The sequence below is a fragment of the Achromobacter xylosoxidans genome, from assembly GCF_001457475.1.
In the GTDB taxonomy this organism is placed as follows: Bacteria; Pseudomonadota; Gammaproteobacteria; order Burkholderiales; family Burkholderiaceae_B; genus Achromobacter; species Achromobacter xylosoxidans.
In genome coordinates, this window is the sequence record NZ_LN831029.1 from 6,156,842 (window position 1) to 6,180,146 (window position 23,305).

20 protein-coding genes are annotated in these 23,305 nt (G+C 69.4%); 15 read left to right on the forward strand and 5 right to left on the reverse strand.

Features of this window, described 5'->3' with window-relative positions:
- The first annotated feature begins 40 nt into the window (after positions 1-40).
- The 4 genes from AT699_RS27715 (at position 41) to AT699_RS27730 (ending at position 5,020) form a co-directional block, all read left to right on the forward strand.
- Positions 41-1,528: an efflux transporter outer membrane subunit gene (locus AT699_RS27715; protein ID WP_024070556.1), complete on the forward strand. Its 1,488-nt coding sequence runs from the start codon at positions 41-43 to the stop codon at positions 1,526-1,528.
- A 902-nt stretch (positions 1,529-2,430) separates the two neighbouring features.
- Complete coding sequence (thpR, locus tag AT699_RS27720) at positions 2,431-2,961, forward strand: RNA 2',3'-cyclic phosphodiesterase (protein ID WP_024070557.1); 531 nt, start codon at positions 2,431-2,433, stop codon at positions 2,959-2,961.
- Positions 2,962-3,017: 56 nt separating this feature from the next.
- Entirely contained in the window at positions 3,018-3,578 is a 561-nt protein-coding gene (locus AT699_RS27725; protein ID WP_006386234.1) for a 5'-3'-deoxyribonucleotidase, read from the forward strand.
- A gap of 104 nt (positions 3,579-3,682) precedes the next feature.
- Complete coding sequence (locus AT699_RS27730; RefSeq protein ID WP_024070558.1) at positions 3,683-5,020, forward strand: NAD(P)H-dependent oxidoreductase; 1,338 nt, start codon at positions 3,683-3,685, stop codon at positions 5,018-5,020.
- A gap of 59 nt (positions 5,021-5,079) precedes the next feature.
- On the opposite strand, the gene AT699_RS27735 is transcribed toward AT699_RS27730, so the two are convergent.
- Both AT699_RS27735 and AT699_RS27740 read right to left on the reverse strand, forming a co-directional pair.
- Entirely contained in the window at positions 5,080-5,832 is a 753-nt protein-coding gene (locus tag AT699_RS27735; protein WP_006386232.1) for a FadR/GntR family transcriptional regulator, read from the reverse strand.
- Between the two features lie 152 nt (positions 5,833-5,984).
- Positions 5,985-6,722: an SDR family NAD(P)-dependent oxidoreductase gene (locus tag AT699_RS27740; RefSeq protein ID WP_006386231.1), complete on the reverse strand. Its 738-nt coding sequence runs from the start codon at positions 6,720-6,722 to the stop codon at positions 5,985-5,987.
- 238 nt (positions 6,723-6,960) lie between these two features.
- Here AT699_RS27740 and AT699_RS27745 point away from each other — a divergent pair, with 238 nt between their 5' ends.
- The 11 genes from AT699_RS27745 (at position 6,961) to lpdA (ending at position 19,085) form a co-directional block, all read left to right on the forward strand.
- A complete protein-coding gene (locus AT699_RS27745; protein WP_024070559.1) occupies positions 6,961-7,782 on the forward strand; it encodes a shikimate dehydrogenase family protein in 822 nt (273 codons plus the stop codon).
- Between the two features lie 40 nt (positions 7,783-7,822).
- The gene (locus AT699_RS27750; RefSeq protein WP_020926123.1) at positions 7,823-9,058 is read left to right on the forward strand and encodes a branched-chain amino acid ABC transporter substrate-binding protein; all 1,236 of its coding nucleotides are present in this window, start codon (positions 7,823-7,825) and stop codon (positions 9,056-9,058) included.
- A gap of 137 nt (positions 9,059-9,195) precedes the next feature.
- Positions 9,196-10,137 carry a branched-chain amino acid ABC transporter permease gene (locus tag AT699_RS27755; protein WP_006386228.1) on the forward strand — a complete coding sequence of 314 codons (942 nt, stop codon included), beginning with the start codon at positions 9,196-9,198 and terminating at the stop codon, positions 10,135-10,137.
- The gene (locus tag AT699_RS27760; RefSeq protein ID WP_024070560.1) at positions 10,134-11,408 is read left to right on the forward strand and encodes a branched-chain amino acid ABC transporter permease; all 1,275 of its coding nucleotides are present in this window, start codon (positions 10,134-10,136) and stop codon (positions 11,406-11,408) included. Before AT699_RS27755 ends, AT699_RS27760 begins: the two co-directional genes overlap by 4 nt.
- Positions 11,405-12,157: an ABC transporter ATP-binding protein gene (locus AT699_RS27765; protein WP_024070561.1), complete on the forward strand. Its 753-nt coding sequence runs from the start codon at positions 11,405-11,407 to the stop codon at positions 12,155-12,157. Before AT699_RS27760 ends, AT699_RS27765 begins: the two co-directional genes overlap by 4 nt.
- On the forward strand, positions 12,154-12,873 hold the full coding sequence (locus tag AT699_RS27770) for an ABC transporter ATP-binding protein (protein ID WP_006386225.1): 720 nt from the start codon (positions 12,154-12,156) through the stop codon (positions 12,871-12,873). The genes AT699_RS27765 and AT699_RS27770 overlap by 4 nt, the downstream gene beginning before the upstream one ends.
- Positions 12,874-12,901: 28 nt before the next feature.
- Positions 12,902-13,690: an SDR family NAD(P)-dependent oxidoreductase gene (locus AT699_RS27775; RefSeq protein WP_024070562.1), complete on the forward strand. Its 789-nt coding sequence runs from the start codon at positions 12,902-12,904 to the stop codon at positions 13,688-13,690.
- A gap of 36 nt (positions 13,691-13,726) precedes the next feature.
- Positions 13,727-15,910, forward strand: coding sequence for an alpha-ketoacid dehydrogenase subunit alpha/beta (locus AT699_RS27780; RefSeq protein ID WP_020926119.1), 2,184 nt, complete (start codon positions 13,727-13,729; stop codon positions 15,908-15,910).
- On the forward strand, positions 15,907-16,398 hold the full coding sequence (locus AT699_RS27785; protein WP_006386222.1) for a VOC family protein: 492 nt from the start codon (positions 15,907-15,909) through the stop codon (positions 16,396-16,398). Before AT699_RS27780 ends, AT699_RS27785 begins: the two co-directional genes overlap by 4 nt.
- A gap of 12 nt (positions 16,399-16,410) precedes the next feature.
- The gene (locus AT699_RS27790; RefSeq protein ID WP_024070563.1) at positions 16,411-17,679 is read left to right on the forward strand and encodes a pyruvate dehydrogenase complex dihydrolipoamide acetyltransferase; all 1,269 of its coding nucleotides are present in this window, start codon (positions 16,411-16,413) and stop codon (positions 17,677-17,679) included.
- 8 nt (positions 17,680-17,687) lie between these two features.
- On the forward strand, positions 17,688-19,085 hold the full coding sequence (gene lpdA / locus AT699_RS27795; RefSeq protein WP_024070564.1) for a dihydrolipoyl dehydrogenase: 1,398 nt from the start codon (positions 17,688-17,690) through the stop codon (positions 19,083-19,085).
- Between the two features lie 62 nt (positions 19,086-19,147).
- Here the strand turns inward: lpdA and AT699_RS27800 are convergent, their stop codons facing one another.
- The 3 genes from AT699_RS27800 to AT699_RS27810 all read right to left on the reverse strand — a co-directional run bounded on the left by AT699_RS27800 (position 19,148) and on the right by AT699_RS27810 (position 22,993).
- Positions 19,148-20,029 carry a LysR family transcriptional regulator gene (locus AT699_RS27800; RefSeq protein WP_024070565.1) on the reverse strand — a complete coding sequence of 294 codons (882 nt, stop codon included), beginning with the start codon at positions 20,027-20,029 and terminating at the stop codon, positions 19,148-19,150.
- Positions 20,030-20,186: 157 nt separating this feature from the next.
- A complete protein-coding gene (gene ilvD, locus AT699_RS27805) occupies positions 20,187-22,052 on the reverse strand; it encodes a dihydroxy-acid dehydratase (RefSeq protein WP_024070566.1) in 1,866 nt (621 codons plus the stop codon).
- Positions 22,053-22,165: 113 nt separating this feature from the next.
- Entirely contained in the window at positions 22,166-22,993 is an 828-nt protein-coding gene (locus AT699_RS27810) for an AraC family transcriptional regulator (RefSeq protein ID WP_053499537.1), read from the reverse strand.
- Between the last annotated feature and the right edge of the window lie 312 nt (positions 22,994-23,305).

Consider the following 23,305-nt stretch of genomic DNA (forward strand, 5'->3'; position numbering starts at 1 on the left):
CCCGTCCCGCACGGCGGGGCGCGCGCCCAAGAGAATCGTCATGAAGACCAATAGACTGATCCGCGGTTCCGCCCTGCTTGCCGTCCTGCTCGTGCTGGCCGGCTGCGCGGTGGGCCCGACCTACGAACGGCCCGCGGCCGCCACGCCGGCGGCCTACAAGGAAGCCGCGCTGCCCGCCGCCGAAGCCGGCACCTGGAAACCGGCGCAGCCGTCCGAGGAAGCGTTGCGCGGCGAATGGTGGAAAGTGTTCGGCGACGAAGGCCTGAACCAGCTGCAGGAAGAGGCGCACAAAGCCAACCAGAACCTGCAGGCCGCCGCCGCCCGCCTGACCCAGGCGCGCGCGCTGCAACGCGAGGCCCGCGCCGGTTTCTTCCCCAGCCTGGACGCCGCCTTCGGCCCCAATCGCCAGCGCCCCTCGGCCGTATCGCAAGGCCTGCCCGACGGCACGTCGACGCGGCCGGTGACCACCTGGCGCGCGCAAGGCACGGTGTCGTACGAGGCCGACCTGTTCGGCCGCGTCGCCTCCACCGCCGACGCCGCCACCGCCGACGCGCAGCAGAGCGAAGCGCTGTACCGCTCGGTGCTGCTGGCGCTGCAGGCCGACGTCGCCACCACCTATTTCCTGGTGCGCGAACAGGATGCCGAAGCCGCGCTGTACCGCCAGACGGTGCAACTGCGCACCGAGACCCTGCAGCTGATCCAGCGCCGCTACGACGCGGGCGACATCAGCGAGCTGGACCTGGCGCGCGCCAAGGCCGAACTGGCCTCGGCGCAATCCGAGGCGCTGGGCATCGACCGCCGCCGCGCCGCCGGCGAACACGCGCTGGCCGTGCTGCTGGGCCGCGCGCCGTCGGAATTCGCGATGCCGCCCAAGCCGATCGAAAAGGTGGCGCTGTCGATCCCGGCCGGCCTGCCGTCGACGCTGCTGGAACGCCGTCCCGACATCGCCGCCGCCGAACGCGCCATGGCCGCCGCCAACGCCCGCGTGGGCGCCGCCAAGTCGGCGTTCTTCCCGCGCCTGGACATCACGGGCGCCTTCGGCTACGAGTCGTCGGAACTGGGCAACCTGTTCCAATGGTCGAGCCGCACGTTCCTGCTGGGTCCGCTGGTCGGCGCCGCGCTGTCGATGCCGATCTTCGACGGCGGCCGCCGCCAGGCCGGCCTGGACCGCGCCCGCGCGGTCTACGAGGAAGACGTGGCGGTCTACCGCCAGACGGTGCTGAACGCGTTCCGCGAAGTCGAGGACAACCTGGCCAACCTGCGCATCCTGTCCGACCAGACGCGCGCGCAGGACGCCGCGGTGGAAGCCTCGGCCCGCGCCGCGAAGCTGTCGCACACGCAATACCGCGAAGGCTCGATCAGCTATCTCGACGTGATCGAAGCTGATCGCAGTGTGCTGCTGCAGCAACGGGTGGCGGTGCAGTTGAGCGGTGAGCAGGCGCGGTCTGCGGTGGATCTGATTCGGGCGATCGGCGGCGGGTGGGGGAATCCGGTACCTGGGGCGGAGGCTGTGGCGGCTAATCGTTAGTTGTTCATTGCTCGAGCATTGCGTTGGCTGCTGTTAGCGATGATGAGTCGGTCTTCGTAGGTCGCCCCTCGGGCGGGCGGACCCGATGGCGGGCGCCCACGATTGCGGTCCGGAGCGTTCGCTCCGGACTGCCCCATCCTCATCCTCGTCCTCGCCTTCGGCGACTCCTTCGGATTCCGTCGGGCGCATCGAGGTTGCCCGCCATCGGGTCCGCCCGCCCGAGGGGCTGCGAGCGTCTAGGCTTGTCGCGCTGTTAGACCTGTGTGCGGGGAAGGGAATCTACAGGGCTGCCCATCGCGGCCGCGCGGGCGGCCACGATGGGCATCTGTGCATTTGAGCGTGCTGCGGGTGCGCTGCGCGCTGGCGGTGGGCGGTTTTCTAATGGTTCCGCACGTCAGGGGGGAGGGGCGGTGGTGGTCGGCGCGGCATAAGGCATGTTGCGCGGGACGACCTCTCGCGCCGACCACAAACCGTCGTGATGCCAACGGGCTTTCACTAGCAAACGATTTGGTCTCTCCCACACGCGAGAGCGCCATCACCCCGACGCAAGACGCCGCGTAAGCCGCAAAAGGCCGCCCGCGCGGCCGGCTTGCGGCGGGCCCCGCAAGACCCTCCCTCCAGCCCCGATGTGCGCCAAAACGCCAAGCACACCGTCCGCCCCAACGCCCGAGGCTAAGCCTCATCGCGAGCGCGTGGCGGGGTCGGTGGGGAATGGCGGGGCGTGTAGATGCGCCCGGCGGAAACCGTAGGGAGCCGAAGGCGGACGAGGTTGAGCCCGGGGCAGTCCGGAGCGAACGCTCCGGACCGCAATCGTAGCCCCGCCATCCCCCACCGACCCCGCCACGCGCGCCTCAAGAACCCACACCCCCTCGCGACACCTAACAACCCCTACAATCTCCGCCATGTCGCCCATCCGCCTCTTCTACGCCCTCTGGCCCGACACCCCCCTGGCCAACACGCTGTCCACCTGGGCCACTCAAGCCCAACTGCACAGCCGCGGCCGCGCCATGCGCACGGAAACCCTGCACATGACGCTGGCCTTCCTGGGCTCCGTGGAAAAGGAAATCGCCGACGAACTCATCGACGCCACCCCCTACCACCGCCTGCAGCCCGGCACCGTCACCCTCGACCGCTACGGCGTCTTCGCCCGCCCTCGCATTCTCTGGGCAGGCCCCGCGCAGACCCCGGATTCGCTCCAGGCCAGCCATGACGGCCTGTGGCTGTGGCTGTCAGCCTTCGGCTTCGTGCCGCCCGCCCAGCCGTTCCGCCCCCACGTCACACTGCTGCGCAACATCGAGCGCAACGACCCGCCCGCCGACGCCCCGCCGTCCCTGACCTGGCACTACGACCGCATGGTGCTGGTGGCATCCGAATCCACCGACGGCGGCAGCCGCTACCGCGTCGTCGCCCGCTCGAAACCGCAACCGGGCTGAGGCCACTCGCCGGCGCTCTGGCACAATCGAGCGCGTCGCAACGACTTAGGATCTTCATGATCATCCTGCTCGACCAAGACGGCGTGCTGGCCGACTTCGAACACGCCTTCATCGATGCCTGGCGCGCGCGCCATCCCGACATCGCGCCGGTGGCGTTCGAGGACCGCAAATCCTTCTATATCCGCGAAGACTACGCGCCCGAACTGCGCGGCATGGCCGAGGCCATCTACACCGCGCCCGGGTTCATCCGCAACCTGCCGCCGGTGCCGGGGGCGCTGGAGGCCGTGAAGGAACTGCTGGCGCTGGGCATGGACGTGCGCATCTGCACCTCGCCCCTGTCGCAGTTCGAGAACTGCGTCGCCGAGAAATACCTGTGGGTCGAGAAACACCTGGGCCGCGAGGCCACCAACCGGCTGATCCTGACCAAGGACAAGACCCTGGTGCACGGCAACCTGCTGATCGACGACAAGCCCCTGATCCAGGGCGCGGTCAAGCCGCGCTGGAAGCACGTCCTGTTCGACGCGCCCTACAACCGCGGCGTCGCCGACCGCCCCCGGATCACCTGGAGCAACTGGCGCAACGTGCTGGCCGGCGAGCTGTATACGGCCGACGAATGACGCCTGGATGACATCCTGACGGCCGGGTGGCCGGCCCTGTTCAGCGGCCGGGGTTGGGGCTATTCTGTGGTGCTGTATCCCCACACCCTGGAGGAGCCTGCACCATGAATCTGCACCGCCTGCTCAAGCAGCGAGAAGCCGATCACAAGCCCCTGCGCGTAGCGCTGCTGGGCGCCGGAAAGTTCGGCGCGATGTTCATGAGCCAGGCCCCGCGCACGCCCGGCATGCGGCTGGTGGCCGTGGCCGACCTGACCCCGGATCGCGCCCGCGCCGCGCTCACCCGGGTCGGCTGGCCGGCCACGGCGCTCAACGCCGCCAGCACCGGCGACGCCCTCAAGCAAGGCAAGGTCTATTTCACCGACGATCCCCACGCGGTCATCGCCAGTCCGGACGTCGACATCGTCATCGACGCCACCGGCCAGGCGGCCGCCGGCATCGGCCACGTGCTGGCCTGCTGCGAGCACGGCAAGCACATCATCATGGTCAACGTCGAGGCCGACGCGCTGGCCGGGCCACTGCTGGCGCGCCGCGCGCGCGAAGCCGGCATCGTCTATTCGCTGGCCTATGGCGACCAGCCGGCGCTGATCTGCGAAATGGTGGACTGGGCCCGCGCCAGCGGCTTCGAGGTGATGGCGGCCGGCAAGGGCACCAAGTACCTGCCCGAATTCCATACTTCCACGCCCGACACCGTCTGGCCCTACTACGGCTTCACCGCCGAGATGGTGGCGGCCGGCAACTTCAACGCGCAGATGTTCAACAGCTTCCTGGACGGCACCAAGAGCGCCATCGAGATGGCCGCGGTCTCCAACGCCACCGGGCTGCTGCCCTCGCCCTCGGGCCTGCACTTTCCGCCCTGCGGCGTGGACGACCTGGCGCGCGTGCTGCGGCCGCGCGAGGATGGCGGCATCCTGCATCATCGCGGCCAGGTGGAAGTGATCTCGTCGCTCGAACGCGACGGCCGGCCGGTGTTCCGCGACCTGCGCTGGGGCGTGTACGTGACGCTGGCGGCCGACAGCGACTACGTGCGCCGCTGCTTCAAGGAATACGGCCTGGTCACCGACCCCAGCGGCAACTACACCGCCATGTACAAGCCGTATCACCTGATCGGGCTGGAACTTGGCATCAGCGTGGCCAGCGTCGGCTTGCGGCGCGAGCCTACCGGCGCGCCGGCCGGCTGGCATGGCGATGTAGTGGCCACGGCCAAGCGCGACCTGCAGGCCGGGCAGTTGCTGGACGGCGAAGGCGGCTACACCGTGTATGGCCGGCTGATGCCGGCGCGCGATTCGGTCGACGAGGGCTACCTGCCGCTGGGCCTGTCGCACCAGGTCAAGCTCAAGCACGCGGTGCGGCAGTCGCAGGCGATCCGCTGGAGCGACGTGGAATACGACGATCGTTCGGCCGCCGTGCAGTTCCGCCGCGAAATGGAACAGACCTTCGCCTGAACGCGGCGCCTCGCCATGCCGCCCCCGGCCCCGCGTGAATCGGGACGGGCCGGCGACCGTCAGACCGGCGGCGAACGTTCCGCCTGGAACAGCCGCAGGCGGTCGGCGGCATTGCGCAGGTGCTGCTCGGCGGCCTTGCCGGCGGCATCGGAATCCCCGCCCTCGATGGCCGCGAAGATCGCCTGGTGTTCGCTCTGCACCGCCGCCATGCGCTCGGCGTACATGCGCGCCGTGTTGTTGCGCGCGCTGCGGATGACGCGCCGCACATTCGCTTCCAGATAGTCGTTCAGGGCCACCAGGTGCGGATTGTGCGTGGCCTGCACGATGGCCTGGTGGAACTGGTAGTCCTCTTCGTCGCCCAGCTTGTCGTTGATGAGCGCGTACTCCATGCCCACCAGCGCCTGGCGCATCTTCTTCAGGTCGGGTTCGGTGCGGCGTTGCGCCGCGTAGCGCGCGGCGGTCACTTCGATCGACAGCATCAGCTCCAGGATGTGTTCCAGGTCCTGGTTGTCGCCCGGCGTGGGCGCGGCGATGCGGAAGGCGTTGCGCTGGAAGTTCGGATCGACGAACACGCCGCTGCCTTGCTGCGAGGTGATCAAGCCTTCGGATTTCAGGCGCGCCAGCGCCTCGCGCACCACGGCGCGGCTGACCGAGTAGATCTCGGTCAATTGCTTTTCGGTGGGCAGGCGGTCGCCGGGCGCCAGCGTGCCCTGGCGGATCTGCTCGGCCAGCGCGTCGGCCACGCCCGCCGAAAGCGAATGCCTGGGCGCGGCGCGCTGCGGGTCGGAGTCCTGTGCTTGAGTGGGCTGCATGTGGAATCGTTAAAACGTGAAGGCGGCTCGCGGCGGGGAAGCCCCTGGGGCGCGCCGGCCCGTGGTTATAGGAATTCTCGACGTTTCACTGCGGCGGCGCCCTTGAAAATTATAGGATTTTGCCGGAATCAAGGGCGCGGCCGCTTCAGACTTTACGCGATATAGATGCCGCCGTTCACCTGCATCACCTCGCCCGTCACGAAACCGGCCAGCGGCGAGCACAGGAAAGCAATCGCGCCGGCGATTTCCTCGGCCGTGCCGAAGCGCCGCAACGGCGTGCTTTCCAGCAACTGCGCGCCCTTCTGGCCGATCAGGTCGTGCGTCATGGAGGTGGCGATGATCCCGGGCGCCACCGCGTTCACGCGGATCTGCGGCGCCAGCTCCAGCGCCAGGCTGCGGGTGAAGCTCTGCACCGCGCCCTTGGACGCCGAATAGGCCGCGTGCGCGTAGCTGCCGCGCTGCGCCGCCAGCGACGTCAGCAGCACGATCGAGCCGTTCTGGCGCAGGTGGCGCTGGGCGGCGCGGCACACGTAGAAGGTGCCGTCCAGGTTCACGCCCATCAGCTTCTTCCAGGCCTCGTCGCTGGTGTCCTTGACCAGTTGCTCCGGGTAGATGCCGGCGCAATGCACCAGGTGGTCGAGGCCGCCGAAGTGGTGCGCGGCGCGTTCCAGCACGCGGTCGCAATCGTGCGAGGCGGCCACGTCCAGCGCGTGCACGAACACCCGCTGGCCGCTGGCGTCCAGCTCGGCGGCCACCTCGTCCAGGCGCGCCTTGTCGATGTCGGTGAGCACCAGCCGGGCGCCATGGGCGGCCATCAGCCGCGCGGTCGCCAGACCGATGCCATTGCCCGCGCCGGTGATGGCCACTACCTGTCCTTCGAACGAAATCATGCTGTCTCCAAAGTGCTTTTTCGACGGCAAGCGCCCGCTCCCGGGGTGCCGCCAACGATTCGATTGAACCGCCAAATGCATCGCTTGACACGGGAAAAACGCTTGCCCTATGATTTATCGGACAACTTAATAAAGTTGCCTGACAACTTGTGTTGAAAGCGTAAAGCAACTGGCGATTTCAGGCAAGCAGGTCGGAAAAACACGGCCAACGGCCGCATGACAGGCAGGGGACAACCAGGTGGAAATCACCGGCAGCACAACCGTATTCGCGATCGCGGCCGACCCGATCGCGCACGTCAAGACGCCCCAGCGGCTCAACGCCCTGCTGCGCGAACGCGGCATCGACGCCGTCATGGTGCCGTTCCACGTCACCGCCGCCGGCCTGCCCGGCCTGTTCGCGGGCCTGCGCGGCCTGGCCAACCTGGGCGGCTTGGTCGTTACCGTGCCCCACAAGGAAAGCGCCGCCGCGCTGTGCGACGCCCTCACCCCCGCCGCCGAACTGATCGGCGCCGTCAATGCGGTGCGGCTGCGCGACGGCTGCCTGACCGGCGGCAACTTCGACGGCCTGGGCTTCGTCGCCGGCCTGCGCGGCCAGGGCCATGAGCCCGCCGGCCGCCACGTCTACCTGGCGGGCCTGGGCGGCGCCGGCAAGGCCATCGCCTGCGCCATTGCCGAGGCCGGCCCGGCCAGCCTGCGCCTGTACAACCGTTCGCCCGGCAAGGCCGAGGCGTTCGCCGCGCGCCTGGCGCGCCACTATCCCGGCCTGGCCATCAGTGTGGCCGGCCCGCGTCCCGAAGCCTGTGACATCGCCATCAACGCGACCACCCTCGGCCTGGACGACAACGATCCCCTGCCCTTCCAACTGGACGCCCTGGCGACCGGCGCGGTGGTGGCCGACGCCGTCATGAGCCGCGTCGACACGCCGCTGCTGCGCGCCGCGGCCGCGCGCGGCTGCCGCACCCATCCCGGCCTCTACATGCTGGAAGGACAACTCACCGAAATTGCCCGCTTCCTGGGCATAGAAAAGCCGCAGCAGGAACTGCTGAACGCGCTTGCTTGATTCACGGACCTACCACTCCCGTTCCACGGAGGAGACACGCATGAAATTGGCTTTCACCACCGGCCTGCTGTGCCTGGCCGGCATCGCCGCATCGGCCCAGGCCGCGCCCGTCAAGATCGGCCTGATCGAAACGCTGTCCGGCCCGCAGGCCTCGACCGGCCTGATGTTCCGCGCCGCGGTCAAGTACCAGCTGGACCGCATCAACGCCGCCGGCGGCTGGAACGGCCAGCCGCTGGAACTGGTCGAGTTCGACAACCAGGGCGGCCCCGTGGGCGCCTCCGACCGTTTCCGCGCCGCCGCCGCCGAAGGCGTGCAGATCCTGGTGCAGGGTTCGTCGTCGGCCATCTCCGGCCAGCTCACCGAGGACGTGCGCAAGCACAACCTGCGCAACCCGGGCAAGGAAGTCGTGTTCCTGAACGTGGGCGGCGAAGCGCTGGAACTGACCGGCCAGAAGTGCCACTTCTACCACTTCCGCTTCACCACCAACGCCGACCTGCGCGTCAAGGCGCTGGCCTCGGTCATGTCGGCCGACGGCACGCTGGGCAAGCGCGTCTACGCCATCAACCAGAACTACTCCTGGGGCCAGGACATGGAAGGCGCCACCGAGCGCTTCGCCAAGCAGTACGGCTACGAGGTGGTCGGCAAGACGCTGCACGAAGTCAACAAGATCCAGGACTTCGCGCCCTACGTGGCCCGCATCCGCTCGGCCAATCCCGACACCGTCATCACCGGCAACTGGTCCAACGACCTGCTGTTGCTGATGAAGGCCACGCAGTCGGCCGGCCTGAAGGTGCGCTTTGCCACCGTGTTCCTGGACCAGGTCGGCAACCTCGCCAACGCCGGCGACGTGGCGCTGGGCCATTACATCGCCCATCCCTACAACATCGAGGCTGCGGGCGAGGAAGGCGCCAAGTTCGCCGAGGACTACAAGGCCAAGACCGGCCACTACCCCAGCTACACCGAGCCGCAGACCGTCATCGGCATCACCTTCCTGGGCGAGGCGCTCAAGACGGTCAAGCCCAAGGACGGCAAGCTGTCGGTGCCGGACCTGGCGCGCGCGCTGGAGAAGGTCACCTACACCTCGCCGCTGGGCACCTACACCATGCGCGCCGAAGACCACCAGGTGCAGCTGCCGATGGTGGTGTCCAAGGTCGGCAAGAACGCCAAGTACAAGGCCGACGGCACCGACATGGGCTTCGAGCCGGTCAAGGTGCTGTCCGCCGCGGACGTGTCCGCGCCGGTGCAGGCCACTTGCAAGATGGTTCGCCCGGACTGATGACGCGATGGCCGCGGACGGCATGCCGTCCGCGGCCACTCGCCGATAAAGCGCTCGCCGGCGCGGGGCCGGGACACAACAGAGCGTGATGGATCGCCAGGCGCCCGGCGCCTGCGCGCAAGGATTTTGGAGCGGACATGGAATACTTTACCGTCTCGCTGTTGAACGGCGTGATTTACGGCCTGCTGCTATTCATGGTGTCGGCAGGCCTGACACTGATCTTCGGAATGATGGGCGTGCTCAACTTCGCGCACGCCTCGTTCTACATGATAGGCGCGTACGCCGCCTATACCCTGACGCCCGTCACCGGGTTCTGGACCGCGCTGGTGCTGGCCACCGTCATCGCCGGCGTGCTCGGCATGGGCGTGGAGCGCTTCTTCCTGCGCCGCGTGCACAAGTTCGGCCACGCGCAGGAGCTGCTGGTGACCTTCGGCCTGGCGTTCATCGTCGCCGAGCTCATCAAGCTGTTCTACGGGGATTTCCCGGTCGACTACCGCGTGCCGCAGTTCCTGAACTTCGCGGCCTTCCGCGTGTTCGACGCCGACTATCCGTTCTACCGCCTGCTGATGGGCGGCGTGTCGCTGGCGATGTTCGCGGTGATCTACCTGCTGCTGTCGCGCACCCGCGTCGGCATCGTGGTGCGCTCGGCCATCTACCGGCCGCGCATGGCCGAGGCGCTGGGCCACAACGTGCCGCTGGTGTTCATGAGCGTGTTCGGCGTGGGCGCGGCGATGGCCGGCCTGGCGGGCGCGGTCGCGGGCGCGTTCTACACCACCAATCCGAACATGGCGCTGGAACTGGGCGTGCTGGTGTTCGTGGTGGTGGTCGTGGGCGGCCTGGGCTCGCTTGAAGGCGCCATGATCGCCTCGCTGCTGATCGGGCTGATCAGCTCGTTCTCGGTCGGCATCGACGCCAGCCTGGCGACCCTGTTCGGCCTGTTCGGCGCCGGCGAGTGGGCCGAAAGCGTGGGCGGCCTGATGACGGTGAAGATCTCCAGCCTGGCCGCGACGCTGCCGTTCCTGCTGATGTTGGTGGTGCTGCTGGTCAAGCCCTCGGGCCTGAAAGGAGAACAGGCATGAGCCAGAACTCGTCTCGCCGGGCCACCGCCGGCCTGCTGCTGATCGTCTGCGTGGCCGCGCTGTGCGCGCTGCCGTGGCTGCTGCCCGCCGGCCAGCTGGTCGCGGCGGTGCAGATGCTGATCGCGGCGCTGTTCGCCTGCGCCTTCAACCTGCTGGCCGGCCAGGGCGGCATGCTGTCCTTCGGCCACGCGGCCTACTTCGGCGTCGGCACCTTCGCCACCATCCACGCCATGAACGCGCTGGGCGGCGCGGGCCTGTTGCCAACGCCGCTGATGCCGCTGGCGGGCGGCGTGGCCGGCTTGCTGTTCGGCCTGGTCGCGGGCTGGTTCGCCACCATGCGCGCCGGCGTGTACTTTTCGATGATCACGCTGGCGCTGGCCGAACTGCTGCATGCGCTGGCGCCGCACCTGAAAGGCGTGTTCGGCGGGGAAGCCGGGCTGTCCGCCATGCGCATGCCGGCCTGGGGCTTCACCTTCGGCTCGGACGTCGAGGTGTACTTCCTGGTGCTGGCCTGGGTGCTGGTGTCGCTGGCCGCGCTGTATGGCCTGACCCGCACGCCGCTGGGCCGCCTGACGCTGGGCCTGCGCGAAAACGCCAACCGCCTGCGCTACCTGGGCTACCGGCCGCACACGCTCAAGACCATGGTGTTCGCGTTGTCGGCCATGTTCGCCGGCATCGCCGGCGGCCTGCAGGCGCTGAACATCGAGGCCGGCAACTACGTGCTGTTCGAGGTCAAGCTGTCGACCGACGCGGTGCTGTTCGCCTACATCGGCGGCGTCAACGCCTTCCTGGGACCGGTGCTGGGCGCGTCGATCCTGACCTTCCTGTCGCAGACGCTGGCCGACATCACCCGTTCCTGGCTGCTGTACCAGGGCATCCTGTTCGTGCTGGTGATGCTGTTCGTGCCGGACGGCCTGGTCGGCCTGGTGCAGCGCGCCGCCAGGTCGCTGCGCCAGCGCGGGCTGGCCGAGTGGCTGCCGCGCGCCGCGGTGTCCGTCGCCGGCGGCCTGCTGCTGACCGGCGCCACGGTGTTCACGGTGGAAATGCTGCAACGCATGTTCGCGCGAGACTATCGCTCGCTGCTGGCGATGAACCCCGATGCCGGCTGGCCCGCCATTTCCCTGTTCGGCCACGACTGGGCGCCGCTGGCGCTGTCGACCTGGCTGCTGCCGCTGGCGCTGTTCGCGGCCGGCCTCTTGGCCTGCCGCTGGGCGCTGGCCCTGTGGCGCGGCGAGGCCGAGGCCGCGCCCGTGCTGGAGACCGCAAAATGAGCCACGAGATCCTGACCCTGACCGACGTGCGCAAGTCCTTCGGCGACGCGCAGATCATCCGCGGCGTCAACCTGCAGGTGCGGGCCGGCGAACGCCACGCCGTCATCGGCCCCAACGGCGCCGGCAAGTCCACGCTGTTCCACCTGATGTCCGGCTCGTTCGCGCCGACCTCGGGCGACATCAGCCTGCGCTCGCGACCCATCGGCGGCCTGCCACCCGAACGCATCAACCGCCTCGGCCTGGCGCGCTCGTTCCAGATCACCAACGTGTTCCCGCGCCTGTCGGTGCGCGAAAACCTGCGGCTGGCGGTGCTGCGCATGCACGGCCTGGTCTACAACTTCTGGCGCCCCATCGCGCGCCACCGCGCCGTCAACGAGAACGTCGACCAGCTGCTGGAGAAAGTGCGCCTGGCCGCCAAGCAGCACACCGCGGCGGGCGACCTGAACTACTCCGAGCAGCGTTCGCTGGAAATCGGCATGACGCTGGCCTCGCGGCCCAAAGTGATCCTGCTGGACGAGCCGATGGCCGGCATGTCTCAGCACGAGGTCGACTACACCGTCGAACTCATCAAGGACGTAACGCGCGACTGCACCCTGCTGATCGTGGAGCACGACATGCAGGTGGTGTTCTCGCTGGCCGACCGCATCAGCGTGCTGGTGTACGGCGAGATCCTGGCCACCGGCACGCCCGCCGAGATCCGCGGCGACGCCCGCGTGCGCGAAGCCTACCTGGGAGAGGAAACGGTATGAGCATGCAATCCCCCCTGCTGGCCCTGCAAGGCGTGCACGCGCACTACGGCAAGAGCCACATCCTGCACGGCATCGACCTGACGGTGGGCCGCGGCGAAGTGGTCAGCCTGCTGGGCCGCAACGGCGCCGGCCGCTCCACCACCATGAAGAGCATCATGGGGCTGGTGGACGTGACGGGCGGCCGCATTGCCATCGAAGGCCGCGACATCACCAACAAGCGCCCCTTCGAGATCGCTCGCGCCGGCCTGGGTTTCGTGCCGGAAGAACGCGAGGTGTTCGCCAACCTGACGGTGGACGAGAACCTGCGCATGGGCGAACAGCCCGTCCGGCCCGACGCGCCGGCCTGGACCATCGAGCAAATGTTCGGCTACTTCCCGCGCCTGAAGGAACGCCGCAATACCCGCGCCGGCAACCTGTCCGGCGGCGAACAGCAGATGCTGACCATGTGCCGTTCGCTCCTGGGCAATCCCAAGGTCATGCTGATCGACGAACCCACCGAGGGCCTGGCGCCCAAGATCGTGGAAGTGATCGCCGACGTGATCCGCGACATCCACCAGCGCGGCGTGTCGGTGGTGCTGGTCGAGCAGAAGCTGACCATCGCGCTGAAGGTCTCCACGCGGGTGAGCGTGATGGGCCATGGCCGCATCGTTTTCGAAGGACCGCCCGCGCAGCTGCATGAGCGCCAGGACGTGGTCCAGGAATGGCTGGCGGTCTGACCGCGGCCCTATCTGTAGAGGCAAGCACTTGGACAATACCCCTGAAGTACGCCACGCCGACCTGCGCGGCAAGAACGTGGTGATCACCGGCGGCGCCAAAGGCATCGGCTACGCCACGGCCGAGGCGTTCGTGCGCCAGGGCGCGCGGGTGGCGCTGCTGGACATGGACCCGGTCGCGCTGGATGCGGCCGTGGCCGGGCTGCGCGCGGCCGGCGGCGAAGCGCTGGCCGCGCAGGCCTCGGTCACCGACGCCGACGCGGTCGAGCGCGCCTTCGCCCAGGTCGAACAGGCCTGGAGCGGCATCGACGTGCTGGTCAACAACGCCGGCATCTCGGCCAACAAGCCGTCGCTGGACGTCACGCCCGAGGAATGGCGCCGCGCGGTCGACATCAACCTGACCGGCGTGTTCCTGTGCGCCCAGGCCGCCGGCCGCCGCATGGTGCCCAAGGGCGAGGGCTGCATCATCAACCTGGCCTCCATGTATGGCGTGGTGGCGGCGCCCGACCGCGCCGCCTACTGCGCCACCAAGGGCGCGGTGGTACTGCTGACCGAGACCCTGGCGGTGGAATGGGGCCCGGCGGGCGTGCGCGTGAACGCGCTGGCGCCCGGCTACGTCGAGACCGACCTGGTGCGCGACCTGGCCGCGCGCGGCCGCCTCGACCCCGAACGCCTCAAGCAGCGCACGCCGCTGCGGCGCCTGGCGCAACCGGCCGAAATGGCCGACCTGGCGGTGTTCCTGGCGTCCAGCCAGGCCGCCTACATCACCGGACACACCCTGGTGGCCGATGGCGGCTGGAGCCGCTACAGCTACCTCTGACGCATCGACGCTTACCTACATTCTGGAGATTCACTCATGGCCACCTACCAACCGCTTGGTTCCCAGGCGCCCTGGCGGCAACTGACGGTCGAGGCCTCGGACTGGCAACAGGCCGACCCCGCGCTGCTGGCCACCATGCTGACGCAGCTGCACTGGATCCGCGCCTTTGAGGAAGCGGTGCTGGACCTGGCCGCCGAAGGCCTGGTGCACGGCCCCGCCCACTCGTCGGTGGGCCAGGAAGGCGGCGCCGTCGGCTCGGTGCTGGCGCTGGGCGCCGGCGACCAGATCAACGGCTCGCACCGCGGCCATCACCAGTTCCTGGCCAAGGCGCTGCAACACGTCGCGCCGCTGGGCCTGGATCCGCGCAACCCGCTCACGCCCGCCATCGACGAAGTGCTGCACAAGACCCTGGCCGAGATCATGGGCCTGGCGCAAGGCTACTGCCGCGGCCGTGGCGGCAGCATGCACCTGCGCTGGCTGGAAGCCGGCGCGCTCGGCACCAATGCCATCGTCGGCGGCGGCGTGCCGCTGGCCGCCGGCGCGGCCTGGGCCCACCATCACGCCGGCACCGACCGCGTGGCCGTGACCTACTTCGGCGACGGCGCCGTCAACATCGGCTCGGTGCTCGAGACGATGAACCTGACCGCCGCGTGGAAGACGCCGCTGTGCTTCTTCATCGAGAACAACCGCTACGCCGTGTCCACCACGGTCGAGGAATCGACCGCCGAGCCGCGCCTGTCGGCCCGCGGCCAGGCCTTCAACATCCCGGCCTGGCAGGTCGACGGCATGGACCCGCTGGCCGTGCACCTGGCCATGTCGGAAGCCGTGGCGCACATGCGCGCCGGCAACGGCCCCACCATCATCGAGGTGGACGTCTACCGCTTCTTCCACCAGAACGGCCCGTTCCCCGGCAGCGCCTTCGGCTACCGTAGCAAGGAAGAAGAGGCGCAATGGCGCCGCCGCGATCCGCTCGACAAGATCGCCAGCGAGATGATCGGCCGTCAGCTGATCACCCAGGCCGAGGTCGACGCCCTGCGCCAGCGCTGCAAGGACGTGATGAAAGACGTGTCGGGCCGGCTGACCGAGGCCACCGACGGCGGCAAGCGCCGCGTGCGCGCCGACCTGTGGCCGCGCCCCGACTTCCGCGACGTGGGCCTGCGCAGCGACGGCTCGGAACTGGCCGGCCTGCGCTACCAGGACGCCGCCGACCATGCCGGCGCCCGCGTCGAGCGCAAGTTCGTGGACGCGGTGGCCGACGTGCTCGACCGCCGCATGGAAACCGACCCCGGCGTGGTGGTGCTGGGCGAGGACGTGCACCGCCTGAAGGGCGGCACCAACGGCGCCACCCGCGGCCTGAAGGACAAGTACCCCGACCGCGTGCTGGGCACGCCGATTTCCGAGAACGCCTTCGCCGGCCTGGGCGGCGGCCTGGCCATGGACGGCCGCTACAAGCCGGTGGTGGAATTCATGTACCCCGACTTCATGTGGGTCGCGGCCGACCAGATCTTCAACCAGATCGGCAAGGCCCGCCACATGTTCGGCGGCGACATCGACGTGCCTTTCGTGCTGCGCACCAAGGTGGCGATGGGCACGGGCTACGGCTCGCAGCACTCGATGGACCCGGCCGGCGTCTTCGCCACAGCCCCGGGCTGGCGCATCGTCGCGCCGTCCACGCCGTATGAATACATCGGCCTGATGAACACCGCGCTGGCCTCCAAGGACCCGGTGCTGGTGATCGAGCACGTCGACCTGTACGCCTCGTCGGGCGAGGTTCCCGACGGCGACCTGGACTACGCCATTCCGTTCGGCAAGGCGCGCGTGCGCCGCGCCGGTTCCAAGGTCACGGTGCTGACCTACCTGTCGATGGTCAGCCGCGCCCTCAAGGCGGCGGAGGAAACCGGCGTGGATGCGGAGGTGATCGACCTGCGCACGCTGGACCGCGCCAACCTCGACTGGGACACCATCGGCGCCAGCATCCAGAAGACCAACAACGTGCTGATCGTCGAACAGGGCGCGCGCGGCACCTCGTACGGCGCCATGCTGGCCGACGAGATCCAGCGCCGCTACTTCGACTGGCTCGACCAGCCGGTCAAGCGCGTCACGGGCGGCGAGGCCTCGCCCAGCATCTCCAAGGTGCTGGAGCGCGCGGCCTTCGCCGACACGGAAGAAGTCATCGCCGGCCTGAACGACGTGCTGGCCGACCTGGGAGAACGCGCATGAACGCCGCCTTGCGCATGAGCGTGCCGATGGAAGTCGGCATTTGCTGCGCCGACCTGGACGCGCAACTGGCTTTCTACACCGACATAGTCGGCCTGACGCTGGTGAACCGCGTCAGCGTGCCGGCCGACAAGGCCCGCGCCACCGGCCTGACGCAGCATGGCTACGACGTGGCGCGCCTGCAGACCTCGTACGGCGAGCGCATCAAGCTGCTGCAGCCGGCCGTGGCGCCGGAGCCCGCGGTGCGCGGCGCCGCCATCCTGGACCGCCAGGGCAGCACCTACCTGACCTTCATCGTGCATGACCTGGCCGGCACCGTCGAGCGCCTGCGGGCGCGCGGCGTGGTCTTCGACAGCGATCCGGCGCCGATGGAAGTGCGGCCCGGCACCTGGCTGGCCTTCTTCCGCGACCCCGAAGGCAATGTGCTGGAACTGGTCGAATACGACGACCCGGCGGCCTATCGGCCCGACCTGGCCGTGCGCGCAGAATAGGACGAACTACACGTGGCACACCTTATCAAGCTCCCCTCCGTCGCGGCCGATGCCGACGCCGGCACGCTGCACCAATGGCTCAAGCAGGAAGGCGACACGGTCGCCGTGGGCGAGGCGCTGGCGGAAATCGAAACCGAGAAGGCGATCGTCGAGATCAACGCCGAACACGCGGGCGTGCTCGGCCGCATCGTGGTGCAGGCCGGGCCGGCGTCGGTGCCGATCAACACCGTGATCGGCGTGCTGCTGGCGCCGGGCGAAGACGCCGCCGCGATCGATCAGGCGCTGGCGGAACACGGCGCGCAGGCAGCAAAGCCCGCCACGCCCGTTGCCGCCGCGCAGCCGGCAGCGACGCCTGCGGCCACCGCCAATGCGGCACCGATCGCCGCGCCGGCGCCCGCCGCACGCGACGCCGCTTCCGACGCCCCCACTCCCGGCACGCGCCGCTTCGCCAGCCCGCTGGCGCGCCGCCTGGCCGCGCAATGGCACGTCAACCTGCTCGACGTGCAGGGCACCGGCCCGCGCGGCCGCATCGTGCGCCGCGACGTCGAGGCCGCGCGCGACCGCTCGCCCGTTGCCGCAACGCCGTCCGCCAATCGCGCCGCCGCGCGCCGCGTGCCGCATTCCGGCATGCGCCGCGCCATCGCCCGCCGCCTGACCGAAAGCAAGCAGCAGGTGCCGCACTTCTACCTGACGGTGGACTGCCGCATGGACGCGCTGCTGGCCCTGCGCGCCCAGGCCAACCAGGGCGGCGCGGTCAAGCTGTCGGTCAATGACTTCATTGTGCGCGCCGCCGCCCTGGCGCTGCGCGAGGTGCCCGAGGTCAACGCCAGCTGGCACGACGATGCCATTGAATTCCACGCCGGCGCCGACATCAGCGTGGCCGTGGCCACCGACGGCGGCCTGGTCACGCCCATCGTGCGCGACGCCGACGTCAAGCCGCTGTCCGCCATCGCCGCCGAGATCGTCGAACTGGCCGGCCGCGCCAAGGTCAATCGTCTGAAGCCCGAGGAATTCACCGGCGGCTCGCTGACGGTCAGCAACCTGGGCATGTACGGCATCAAGCAGTTCGCCGCCATCATCAACCCGCCGCAGGCGGCGATCCTGGCGGTGGGCGCGGCCGAGCGCCGCCCGGTGGTGGACGACAACGGCGACCTGAAGGCCGCCACCGTCATGACCGTGACGCTGTCGGCCGACCACCGCGTGGTGGACGGCGCCGTCGGCGCGCGCTGGCTGGCCGCCTTCCGCGCGCTGATCGAAGCCCCCGTGCGCATCCTGCTGTGAGCCCCGCCATGACCAAGACTTCGTTTGACCTGGTGGTGGTGGGCGGCGGCCCCGGCGGCTACGTGGCCGCCATCCGCGCGGCGCAACTGGGCCTGTCCACCGCGCTGGTGGAACGCGCCGAACTCGGCGGCATCTGCCTGAACTGGGGCTGCATCCCGACCAAGGCGCTGCTGCACAGCGCCACCGTGCTGCGCGCCTGCCGCGAGGCCGACCAGTACGGCGTGACCGGCGCGGGCGCGGCCCAACCCGACCTGGCCGCGATGGTGGCGCGCTCGCGCAAGGTCGCCGGCCGCCTGGGCCAGGGCGTGACGCACCTGATGAAGAAGAACGGCGTCACGGTGTTCTCCGCCAGCGCCAGACTGGCCGGCGGCGGCCGCGTCGCGCTCGACAACGGCGCCACGCTGTCGGCCCGCCACATCATCCTGGCCACCGGGGCGCGGGCGCGCGAGCTGCCGGCGCTGCCGGTGGGCGAACGAATCTGGACTTACCGCCAGGCGCTGACGCCGCCGGCGCTGCCCAAGTCGCTGCTGGTGGTGGGCGCGGGCGCGATCGGCGCCGAGTTCGCCAGCTTCTACCGCGCGGTCGGCGCGGAGGTGACGCTGATCGACATGACGGCCGAGATCCTGCCGCAAGAAGACGCCGAGATCTCCGCGCTGGCGCGCAAGGCCTTCGAAAAGCAGGGCATCCGCGTGCTGACGCAGTGCGCGGTCAAGTCTTCCAGCCCGACGGCCACCGGCGTCAAGACCGTGCTGGAGCAACAGGGCAAGCAGATCGAACTGGAGGTCGAGCGCGTCATCGTCGCGGCCGGCATTGTCGGCAACGTCGAGAACCTGGGCCTGGAGCAGACCCGCGTGAAAGTGGAGAAGACCCACATCGTCACCGACGGCCTGTGCCGCACCGCCGAACCGGGCGTCTACGCCATCGGCGACGTGGCCGGCGCGCCGTGGCTGGCGCACAAGGCCAGCCACGAGGCGGTGCTGTGCGTGGAAGCCATCGCCGGCCTGCCGGTGCACGCGCTCGATCCGCTGCGCATTCCCGCGTGCACCTATTCGCATCCGCAGGTCGCCAGCATCGGCATGACCGAGGCCCGCGCCCGCGAGCACGCCAAGGCGACGGGCGGCGAGATCCGCGTCGGCAGATTCACCTTCGTCGGCAACGGCAAGGCGATTGCCATGGGCGAAGACCAGGGGCTGGTGAAGACGGTGTTCGATGCCGGCACCGGCGAGCTGCTGGGCGCGCACATCATCCACCCGGAGGCGTCAGAGCTGATCGCCGGCTACGGCGTGGCGGCGGCGCTGGAAGCCACCGAGGAAGACCTGATGCACACCGTGTTCGCGCATCCGACGCTGTCGGAAACGCTGCACGAATCGGTGCTGGCGGCTTTCGGCCGGGCGCTGCACGGCTAAAGCGCGTTGCAGCGCTCAGGGGTTTGGCGCGGACCGTCATCGGTCGCGCCAGGCCCCTGCCCTCACAACCGGCTGGCGAAGAAATCCAGGAAGCACGCAATACGCCGCGACAACTGCGTATTGCGGTAGTACACCGCGTGCATCGGCTGCAGGTAGTCGGTGTGCAGGTCTTCCATGATGCGCACCAGCCGCCCTTCGCGCAGGTCGTCGCGCGACACGAAGTCCGACAGGCAGGCGATGCCCACGCCGCGCAGCGCCAGGTGGCGCTGGGTCTCGCCGCTGGAAGTGGCCAGCGTGGGCGTGGCCAGGTAGGTGGAGCCGCCCGCGTGGCGCAGCGGCCAGACGTTCAGGCTTTCGGGCTGGGTGAAGCCCAGCAGTTCGTGGCTGGCAAGGTCCTCGACGGTGCGCGGCACGCCGCGCCGCGCGAGGTATTCCGGACTCGCCATCAGCCAGCGCGGGCGCGGCCGCATGGGCCGCGCATGCAGCGTGGAATCATTCAACGGCCCCATGCGCAGCGCCACGTCGGTGCGATGCTCGATCAGGTCGACGATGCGATCGTTGCTGGTCAGCTCCAGCGAGATCGCCGGATACTCGCGGCGAAAGTCCGCCACGTGCGGCACCACGCAATGCAGCATCACCGGCACCGAGGCATCGACGCGCAGGCGGCCGGCCGGCTGCTGGTTGACGATGCGCATGCATTCCTCGGCTTCTTCCAGCGACTGCACTATCTGGCGCGCCTTCTGCAGGAAATGCGCGCCTTCGGCCGTGAGTTCCATGCGCCGGGTGGTGCGGTTCAGCAACGTCACGCCCAGGTCCTCTTCCAGGCGCGACAGGCCGCGGCTGACGCCGGACGCGGTCTGGCCCAGCATCTCGGCGGCGGCGCTCATCGAGCCGGCGTCGACCACGCCCAGGAACAACCGCAGGGCCTCGGAATTGAGCGCCATTTTTGACTCCGGATCACGAGTAGCGGAATTTTATAGCGCCTGGACGCCCCGATTGCGCGGTGGCCGGGCCGGCGGCAGGGTTATCTGGCTCTGCGACCAAAAAAGAAAAAGCGGCGCACGCGGCGCCGCTTTTTCCATGGGATCGACCGCCGGCCGATCAACGCTTCTGCTTGAGCTGCGACAGATCGCGCACCGCGCCACGGTCGGCCGAGGTGGCCAGCGCCGCGTAGGCCTGCAGGGCCTGCGACACCACGCGCTCGCGGTCCACCGGCAGCCAGCCGCCATCGGCGCGCGCGTTCATCGCGGCGCGGCGGCGGGCCAGTTCCTCGTCGGACACGGCCAGGTGCATCTTTCGGTTGGGGATGTCGATCTCGATGGTGTCGCCGTCTTCCACCAGGCCGATGGTGCCGCCCTCGGCCGCTTCGGGCGAGGCGTGGCCGATCACCAGGCCCGACGAGCCGCCCGAGAAGCGGCCATCGGTGAACAGCGCGCAGGTCTTGCCCAGGCCCTTGGACTTCAGGTACGACGTGGGGTACAGCATTTCCTGCATGCCGGGGCCGCCCTTGGGGCCTTCGTAGCGGATCACCACCACGTCGCCCGGCGCGACCTTGTCGCCCAGGATGCCTTCGACGGCGTCGTCCTGGCTTTCGAACACGCGCGCGCGGCCGGTGAAGACCCACTGCGATTCGTCCACGCCGGCGGTCTTGACGATGCAGCCCTTCTCGGCCAGGTTGCCGTACAGCACGGCCAGGCCGCCGTCCTTGGAGTAGGCGTTTTCCTTGCTGCGGATGCAGCCGGTCTTGCGGTCGGTGTCCAGCGTCAGGAAGGTGGCGTCCTGGCTGAAGGCCACGGTGGTGGGGATGCCGCCGGGCGCGGCGCGATAGAACTTCTGCGCCGCTTCGCCGGCGCCGCCGGCCACGTCCCATTGCGCGATGGCGTTGCCCAGCGTGCCGCTGTGCACGTTGCCGCAGGACAGGTCGAGCAGATCGGCGCGCGCCAGTTCACCCAGGATGCCCAGGATGCCGCCGGCGCGGTGCACGTCTTCGATGTGGTACTTGTCGGTGGCCGGGGCGGCCTTGCACAGGCACGGCACCTTGCGCGAAATGCGGTCGATGTCGGCCATGGTGAAGTCGACGCCGGCTTCCTGCGCCGCGGCCAGCAGGTGCAGCACGGTGTTGGTGGAACCGCCCATGGCCACGTCCAGCGCCATGGCGTTCTGGAACGCGCTCTTGGTGGCGATGCTGCGCGGCAGGACCGATTCGTCTTCCTCGACGTAGTAGCGGCGGCACAGGTCCACCACCAGGCGGCCGGCCTGCTCGAACAGCCCCTTACGCCAGGCGTGCGTGGCGACGATGGTGCCGTTGCCCGGCAGCGCCAGGCCGATGGCCTCGGTCAGGCAGTTCATCGAGTTGGCGGTGAACATGCCGGAACAGGAGCCGCAGGTCGGACACGCGCTGCGTTCGACTTCGGCCACGTCGGCGTCCGACACGTTGGGATCGGCGGCCTTGATCATGGCGTCGATCAGGTCGATCTTGGCGATCACCTTGCCGTCGGTCGGCGACTTGACCTTGCCGGCTTCCATCGGGCCGCCGGACACGAACACCACCGGGATGTTCAGGCGCATCGCGGCCATCAGCATCCCCGGGGTGATCTTGTCGCAGTTCGAGATGCAGACCATGGCGTCGGCGCAGTGCGCGTTGACCATGTATTCGACCGAGTCGGCGATCAGTTCGCGCGAAGGCAGCGAATACAGCATGCCGCCGTGGCCCATGGCGATGCCGTCATCGACGGCGATGGTGTTGAATTCCTTGGCGACGCCGCCGGCGGCCTCGATTTCCTTGGCGACCAGCGCGCCCAGGTCGCGCAGGTGCACGTGGCCCGGCACGAACTGCGTGAACGAGTTGACCACCGCGATGATCGGCTTGCCGAAGTCTCCGTCCTTCATGCCGGTGGCGCGCCACAGGGCGCGGGCGCCGGCCATGTTGCGGCCGTGGGTCGAGGTGCGGGAACGGTAGTGCGGCATGATCTTGTCTCAGGCTATTAGCGTGGGCGGCAAAACGGTAAATAATACGCTGGTTCCGGCGCGCAGCGGCCGCGGACCGCCTCCGAGGCCGCCCCGAGACCGCGCCGCGGCCATCAGGCGGACGCCGCGCCGCGCGCGGCGAAGGCGCTGGGCGGCTCGCCCAGGGCTTTGCGGAACATGGCCGCGAAGGCGCTGGGGCTTTCATAGCCCAGGTCCAGGGCCACATCCAATACCCGCTCGCCGCGCGCCAGCCGCTCCATCGCCGCCAGCAGGCGCGCCTGCTGGCGCCAGCGGCCGAAGGTCATGCCGGTATGCCGCAGGAACAGGCGGTGCACCGTCTTGGGATCCACCCCCAATTCGCGCGCCCAGTCGGCCGCGCCCGCCTGCCGCTCGGGGTGGCGCACGATGGCGCGACAGATGCGCGCCAGGCGCGGCTCGGACGGCTGCGGCAGGTGCAGCGGCAGCACCGGCTCCTGTTTCAATTCGTCCAGCAGCAGCAGCATCAGCCGGCCATCGCGGGTGCCCGGCTTCCAGTCCAGCGGCACCTCCGCGGCCGCCACCATCAGCTCGCGCAACAGCGGCGAGATCGACAGCACGCAGCATTCGGTGGGCAGGTGCGAGGCCGCCCCCGGCTCGACGAACACGGTGCGCATGCGCGGCTCGCCGCTCATGCGGATGGAGTGGGATACCCAGGCCGGCACCCACACGCCGCGCGTGGGCGGCACCACCCAGATGCCGGCGTCGGTATCCACCACCATCACGCCCGAGATCGCATACACCAGCTGCGAACGGCGGTGACGATGGCGGCCCACGCGATGCCCGTCCTCGTAGTCCACGGCCAGCGCGGCCACCGGGCGCAGCGAGGATTCGTATGGGAACAGGTCCAGATCGGCGGGCTTGCGCGAGCCGGCCAGGCGCGACGGCGGTTTGGGTTTGTCCATTTCTCGACGATTCATGTCCAGCTGGCGGTAGACGGTCTTTTCCAGTGTACCTATCCTGCCGGCATCCCCGTTCGATTTCATTGCTGCCCGCGCCCCGATCATGCGTCCCGCCCCCAGTTCCACCGCCGCCTGCGCCACCTTGTGCGGCAGGCGCGCGCACGTGGCCGGCAAATCGGACGCCTTCACCTCGACGCGCGCCATCCCGGACGCCCGCCCCGCTTGCGCCTGCGCGCCAGCCCTTCCGGCCGCCCGCCCCTTCGACACTCCTGTCGCGCACGCCGCCGCGTCGACGCTACGACTAGCGCGCGGTTG